4 protein-coding genes are annotated in these 5,494 nt (G+C 61.1%); 2 read left to right on the top strand and 2 right to left on the bottom strand.

Translation table 11 applies throughout. The features are described from left to right. Nucleotides 1-750, top strand: a 750-nt coding sequence (locus ACOI1H_RS23315) for an ATP-binding cassette domain-containing protein (protein WP_422440550.1), incomplete at its 5' end; no start/stop codon positions are given. Nucleotides 751-756: 6 nt separating this feature from the next. Here the strand turns inward: ACOI1H_RS23315 and ACOI1H_RS23310 are convergent. After that, a complete protein-coding gene (locus ACOI1H_RS23310; protein WP_422440549.1) occupies nucleotides 757-2,421 on the bottom strand; it encodes a Na/Pi cotransporter family protein in 1,665 nt (554 codons plus the stop codon). 512 nt (nucleotides 2,422-2,933) lie between these two features. Beyond that, nucleotides 2,934-3,329: an XRE family transcriptional regulator gene (locus tag ACOI1H_RS23305; protein WP_422440548.1), complete on the bottom strand. Its 396-nt coding sequence runs from the start codon at nucleotides 3,327-3,329 to the stop codon at nucleotides 2,934-2,936. Between the two features lie 205 nt (nucleotides 3,330-3,534). Here ACOI1H_RS23305 and ACOI1H_RS23300 point away from each other — a divergent pair, with 205 nt between their 5' ends. Further along, entirely contained in the window at nucleotides 3,535-5,256 is a 1,722-nt protein-coding gene (locus ACOI1H_RS23300; RefSeq protein ID WP_422440546.1) for a S1 family peptidase, read from the top strand. Nucleotides 5,257-5,494 lie beyond the last annotated feature (238 nt).

Genomic DNA, 5,494 nt, shown 5'->3' with positions numbered 1-5,494 from the left:
GCCGAGATCAAGGCGCGGGTAGACAAGGCGGCGGGGATGCTGAACCTGACGGACTTCCTCGACCGCAAGCCACGCGCCCTGTCGGGCGGACAGCGGCAGCGGGTCGCGATGGGCCGCGCCCTTGTCCGCGATCCAGCGGCGTTCCTGTTCGACGAGCCGCTGTCGAACCTCGACGCCAAGCTGCGGGTGCAGATGCGCCTGCAGATCAAGGAGATGCAGCGCACTGTAGGGACCACGTCGCTTTACGTCACCCACGATCAGACCGAGGCGATGACCTTGGCGGACCGGTTGGTCGTGATGAACGCGGGCGTTGCCGAGCAGATCGACACGCCGATGGCGATCTATGACCGGCCCGCCAATGTCTTTGTTGCCGGTTTTATCGGGTCGCCGGCGATGAATTTCGTCAGCGGCACGCTTGGGACCGAAGGCTTGCTTGTGGCGAGTGGCCAGACGATTGCGCTGCCGGTATCAGCAAGCCATCTGGGCAGGGCAGTGACAGCCGGTCTGCGCCCGGAGCACCTCAGAACCGTGGAGGCGAGCCATGCCGGTGCGCTGCCGCTGCGGGTGCGCGCGGTCGAAACGCTGGGTGCGGATGCCTACGCGCATACCGTCCTGCAGGATGATCCTGCGGTCGAACTGGTCGTGCGCGTGCCGGGTGCGCAGCGCCCAACCGAAGGCGGCACGCTGCATGTCGTGCCGGACGTAGGCAGCGTGCATCTGTTCGATATGCAGACCGGGGGCCGAATCTAGCGCGGGTCAGACACGCTCGGTCAGACGACTATCCAAAAGGTCGCCGGATTCCAGCAGGATCGGATGCGCAACCATTGAAAAGGCGGTGTTAACGAATTTCAGCGCACGCAGGGTTTCTTGATGGATGTTGCTGGTTTCGATGCTTTCTGCACGGCCTTGTTGCAGGCGGCGCAGGTGCTTGCGCTGCAGATCCTGCTCGATCGTTCTGACGTCTTCCTTCTGGGCGACCAATTGGCGGGCCTCGGCGGGATTTGCGGTCATCATTACGCTGAGCGCCAATTGCGCATTGGCCTGAACCCGGTCGAAAAAATTGCTGATCTCGTCTTTGCCTTGCTGTGAAAAACTCAGCCCCTCATCATTAAGCCTCCGGGCCAGATGCACCATGTTTCGCGCAATCATGTCCGCCGCGCCGTCGATGTTCACCGCGACCGTCGACAAATGCAGCGACCGGTCCACAGTCGACTTGTCCAGTTCCGCGTGGTGCAACCGCGCGAGATAGAGCTTCAGCTCGAAATGCATGGACCTTACCTGCGCCGCGCGCTTCAAGATGGAGTCGGCGTTTTCCTTGTCCCAACTGTGATAGATCGCCTCACCTGAACGCAGCATGGTCTCGGTGATCTCGCCCATGTGCATTATCTCGCGCGCAGCGCAGGATAGCGCCCGGTCGGGGTGCGCCAAGGCTGCGGTGTCGAGTGCGCTGATCGGCCCGGTGCCGGTGGCTGGGTCCGGACGTTGGGGCATCGTCGCCTCTGCCAACCGCATCATGGGCTTCAGAAATGGCAAAGCGGCAAGCGTGACGATGACATTGAATGCGAGGTGCAGGTTGATCACCACCGCAGCGTCCGTCGCCCCCAACCAAGCCAGCGACGGTGCCGCAAGCGTCAGGCTGGACAGCGCCAGCGCCGCCCCTCCACCCCGGATCGCCAGATTTGACACGACGATGCGCCGCGCCTCGATCGGGGCGGAATAGGTCAGCAGATAGGCGATCATCGACCCGCCCAGATTGGCCCCCAGCACCATCGCGACCGCCGCCGATTGCGGCAGCAGGCCTTGCGCCACCAGCGTGACGAACAACAGCACGGCGGCGACGCTAGAATGCACCACCCAGGCGAAGGCGGCACCGATCAGAAAGGCAGTCAGGATGTCCCGGGCCAGATATTGCATGACTGCTGCCGCCCCGGTGCTATCGACCAACGGCGCCGTCGCGGCGCGGATCATGTCCAGTGAGATAAAGATCAGCGCCAGCCCGATCAGGATGCGCCCTGTCTGCCGCAGGCGTTGAGAGGAACTGCGCATGAACAAACCGACGCCAAGCAGCAACAGCAGCGATTCCAGAATCGACAGACGCAACAGCAGCATTTTGGCCACCACCGCAGACCCAATGTCCGCACCCAGCAGGATCGCAAGCCCCACCGCCGCTGCGACCGCACCGGACGATACGAAGCCCGTCACCAGAATGGCCACAGCGGTGGAGCTTTGCAGCAAGACCGCCGACGCGACGCCGGTGGCAGCCGCCAGAAACCGACTGCGTGCCGACCGACGTAGCCATTGGCGCAATTGCACGACAAAGGCGCGTTCCACGCCGGTCCGAACAAGGCGCACAGACCAGATCAGCAGCGCCGCGGCGCTGGCGATCCGGACGATGAACAGCACAAGGTTCGGTTCTTGCAAGGTCGATCTCCACTGCCTGCATCCGAGCCCGGATGTTAGGATTGATAGCGGTTCATCCGGAGCGTATTCCTAATCGCGCCACGCACAAGGCTGCACCGCTGGTAGGTGCGACAGGCCTCCGGGAAGTGGAGATAGCACCCACAATGGGAGCCCGCGGAGTGCCTTCATGGGCAGGATTAACCACCCCGTCTGCCCGGCACCCCAAGGCATCCCCGTCAGCATCCACGTATTTCCTAGGACATCGCTCTGTAAGTCGAGCCATTCCTCCTAGCGATACGCTGCGTTGCGCTCGTGATGGCTGTTGGATACTGGTCCATCACGAGTCGCGGTCGCAGCAGGAAGTTATTGGCCCTTCTTTCTGGTCATTATCTTCTGCAGGTCTTGTGTCAATCCCAGCGTCAGCGGAGGCAGATGACCACCGACTATGGACCGCATGGTCTCCATCCAGCGTCGTTCCGGATCAGTCAAAGGCTCGCGTATCGGCAGCGTGAACCCACCGTCATCCCCGCGGGTCATTTCGAAAAGATCGCGCGGAGGGCTGTGCGGGACCTCGTAGTGAGGGACGGGTCGCTGCGTCCGGAGGCGTCACGCAGCTCCTCCAACCAGATCATCTCGTTGGCGGTTACAATCGTGCCGAAGATCTGCGCGATGGCTGCCTGTTCGGTCTCGTAGCCCTGCTGCTGCAGCGCGAGCAGGAAGAGGCGGCGTGGATCGCACTCCATCGCAGTGGCGAGTGCGAGAACACGGTCCAGCGGCAGTTTCGTCGCGCCGGACTTCAGCATCGAAATTACGTTCGGGTTCGGGAAACCTGCTTCCCGGGCGATATCGATCTGGCTTTTGGGTTTTAATTGTAGCACGCGCTTCGCGATGAAGTCCGCGAGCTCGGTGTCTGCGTAAGGTCTTTTCATGTTTTCTTTCCATAAGAACAAGCAGCGACGTGCTGCACATTCTTTATAGCGAGAAGCTCAATGGGTCTGCGCAGGACACTGCCGAAAGCGACGCGACCACTGCCATGTTGTTGACCAATGTCAGACATCATTTGACCCAGTCGATCCTCACATCTTAACGTTGTGGCAACGTATTGGAGGTGGCCGTTTGTTCGCCCGGATTTTTGTGTTTATCCTTGCCTTGAGCGTGCCGACCGCCTCACTGGCTAATTTCGTGAGGCCCGGCGACTGCGCGATCATCGTGGCGTCACGCCAGACCCTGGATGACGCTTTCGCCTACATCCGCGACAACGCCACCGACGCAGAAGCGATATATGCCAGCGAGAACGGTTGGTATGCCATTTCGGTTGGCACGACAGCCGATGCGGGATCGACCGACTTCCTGACCTCTCTCGTTGGACGTCGCGCCATTCCCCCGGACAGCTACTGTTCGACCGGGGAAGCCTACGTTCGGATTGCGTGGAGCCGTCCCGCGGAGAGTGCGGCAACGTCTGACACTACCGCCATGCTGGACACACCATTTGATGCCCGCCCGCTGGACACACAGGAAAAACGATACCTGCAGGCCGGCCTCGCGCTGGAGGGCACCTACAGCGGATTGATCGACGGCGACTGGGGGCGTGGCAGTCAGACCGCTTATGATGCCTTCCTAAGAAAGAAGAACTGGCCGGACAGCAATCGGAGCGCCGCTGTCCTGACGATCTTGACAGCGAACGCGCTCGAAGACGGCCAGTGGACAAACTTCTACATGCCTTCGGTAAACGCGAGCATCTCCTACCCGATGGGGTCCATGTCCGCGGTCGAGAACACGCAGGATCGCACCCATGAGATCGACAGTTTCGATGGGTCGGTCATCGTGCGCTTCTACGTCGGCAACGAGGCGGACGTCGTGGACTTTCACGTCACGCTGCGCACGGACAGCGACAACTGGGGGCCGCTTTACGAAAGCCAGTCTGACGGCCAAGTGGTGTCAGGTAGCAAGGCCGGCAATCTCTACTCCTACGCGCGGTCCCTGCGCGACCCTGCCGACGGTCTCTGGACCACGGCCCTTATCGTGAACCAGCTCGAAGATACGACCAACCGCCCTGCGCTGATGGCCTCCACGTTCCAGATCGGAAGATCTGCTACGCTCGACGCACCTAACAGTGGTCACCTGACGACGTTGGTGACCGCAGCCGTCGGCGAATACGACGCAGGTCGCAGTGCAGACGTCGCGGCCACATCCGCACCGGCGCAGCCACCCGCGGCATCGCCATTACCGAAAGAGCGGTTCAGCGCCACTGGGTCCGGCTTCTACATCAATGAAGACGCCGCGATCATGACCAACGCGCATGTGGTCAAAGGTTGCGATAGTCTGACCGTCGATGGTGACCCTTTGCGTGTCGTCTCCGCGTCGGAGCCATTTGACCTTGCAATCCTGACACCCCAGACGCCGCGCAAGACCACGCACTTCCTGTCCTTCGCATCCAAGCCCGCGCGTTTGAACAGTGACATCACCGTCGCCGGTTTTCCGCTGCAAGGCATCCTGAGCGGATTGAACATCACCCGTGGCAGCATCTCCTCGATGGAGGGCCTAGAGGATGCGACGCGCATGCAGATTTCCGCGCCGGTTCAGCCTGGCAACTCCGGCGGTCCGATCGTCGATCGATATGGACGGGTAGTTGGGGTGGTCGTTGCGATGCTGGACGAGGAATTTACGCGGGAACGGGCCGGGGTGGCACCCCAGAGCATCAACTTCGGAATCCGTGGCGCAATGGGTGCGATGTTTGCCGGACTGAATGACGTTGCTGTCACGACGACCGATCTGTCCGATGAGATTGCCCCGGAAGACCTAGCGGACCAATTACGCGACGCGACGGTGTTGATCAGATGCGAAGGTTCGGACTAGCCTCGCGCCTTGATCTTCAGAAGCCAACTTTATTAAGATTATCTGTGCACAACAAAGTTCGGCTGGCTCGGTTGTCCGTTGCAACTGCAACCGAGGGCAGGATCGGCGGTTTGCCGACATTCGCTGCACCTGCAAACTAGATGGGCACGTCCTAAGAAAGCAGACGCTGAGGACCACGAACCATTTTTTTCGGGGTGTATCTGCAGCGAAGGTCGGCAATGAGCCCTTCCAACCAGAC

Origin of the sequence: Loktanella sp. DJP18 (assembly GCF_049310965.1) — a bacterium.
Lineage (GTDB): Bacteria > Pseudomonadota > Alphaproteobacteria > Rhodobacterales > Rhodobacteraceae > Loktanella.
This window is presented reverse-complemented; position numbering and strand designations above follow the sequence as displayed.

Excerpts from the sequence above, each read along its gene's own strand:
- ACOI1H_RS23305 (WP_422440548.1), bottom strand. The coding sequence starts at position 3,329 with ATGAAAAGACCTTACGCAGACACCGAGCTCGCGGACTTCATCGCGAAG.